Source organism: Bartonella sp. AC62GZZY (assembly GCF_042196525.1).
Lineage (GTDB): Bacteria > Pseudomonadota > Alphaproteobacteria > Rhizobiales > Rhizobiaceae > Bartonella.
This window is the reverse complement of sequence record NZ_JBHIQN010000055.1, coordinates 1-1,216: the sequence shown is the minus strand read 5'-3', so window position 1 is coordinate 1,216 and position 1,216 is coordinate 1. Positions and strand designations below refer to the sequence as shown.

The 1,216-nt window shown below is 42.2% G+C and carries 1 protein-coding gene; it reads left to right on the top strand.

Annotated features, from left to right (window positions below; genetic code table 11):
• Positions 1 to 59: 59 nt before the first annotated feature.
• The gene (locus ACFIML_RS09100) at positions 60 to 1,148 is read left to right on the top strand and encodes a DUF3792 domain-containing protein (RefSeq protein WP_375688011.1); all 1,089 of its coding nucleotides are present in this window, start codon (positions 60 to 62) and stop codon (positions 1,146 to 1,148) included.
• Positions 1,149 to 1,216: the final 68 nt, after the last annotated feature.

Sequence of the window (1,216 nt, the reverse complement as noted above, 5' to 3'; positions counted from 1 at the left end):
TTTTGGAACATAATTAGCAAAAAGGCATTGTATCTCCAGCATATTCAAGGAGATAAAACATGGAAACTCGCATTCCTGAAGACACACCATTCGATACCAATTTTCTAGGAGAAACATCTCTAGAAGAAAAGTATCCATTCTTTCACACACCCATTTCATGGTCCGCGATCTTTGCGGGACTGGTGACGGCTCTTGCTACCTCAATCTGCCTCTCTTTTCTAGTCGCCGCTTTAGGCTTAAGCCAAATGGATTTCACTTCTTCATCCCCATTTGAAGGCTCTTTCCTCTCCTTTGGCGTGGGGTCTGTTATCGTTACACTGATTAGCCTAGCCTTGGGAGGCTTTGTAGCTGGACGTTTTGCTGAAACCTCAGGGACTCTTCATGGCTTTCTCACTTGGGCTCTCATAACATTGCTGATGACCCTCCAAGCCATCCACGTGGTTTCTAGTACAGCAAAGATAGGGGCTAAAACCGCTCTAGAAAACAGCTCCATGGTCCAACAAACCGTTGACAGCCTCAAAAACAATATTTCCCCTATACTTGCAAAATTAAACAGTGAAAGTCTTGAAAAGTTTTTTGCAAAAAACAGTGACGATGGCATCAATTTTGACCAACTTGGCAATGAATTGCACACCCTTCTCAATAAAAGCGACATTCCTGCTCTCAATGCTAATCGCTTAAAACAAACCTATCAGGCTGCACTCAATGATATTGGTTCTGCGATAACAGCTTTCAAAAATGATCCTTCTCACTATCGCACCACTTTAAAAAATCTTGGTGAACGCCTGTCTGATCGTGTAGAAGATCTCACGACAAAATTTAATCAAAGCGATATCATCAATGCGCTTATGAAGGATGGCATGACCCGTGCGGAGGCACAAACAGCAGCCAACCATGCTGTTCAACTCTATCAAAGCGCAGAGGGAAAAACCGAAAAAGCCATCAAAACCTTTGAAGAACAGGCTGAAAAACTCTCAGACAATCTTGAGGATACGATCAAGGGAGCAAAAAACACTGCGACTAAAGCCACAAAAACAGCCTCCAATATGGGATGGTGGGGCTTTTTAGGAAGCTTGATAGGTGCCGTAATTTCCAGTGTTTTTGGCTATTATGGTTATAGAAGCCGTAAAGACACTTTCATGCTTTAAAACGTCTACCTTTAAAGCAAATATATAAAAAGCTGCACTATGCGTGCAGCTTTTTTGCAAAATTTTCT

What these genes read in the sequence shown, in the direction of transcription:
- ACFIML_RS09100 (WP_375688011.1), top strand. Translation starts at nt 60, where the DNA reads ATGGAAACTCGCATTCCTGAAGACACACCATTCGATACCAATTTTCTA.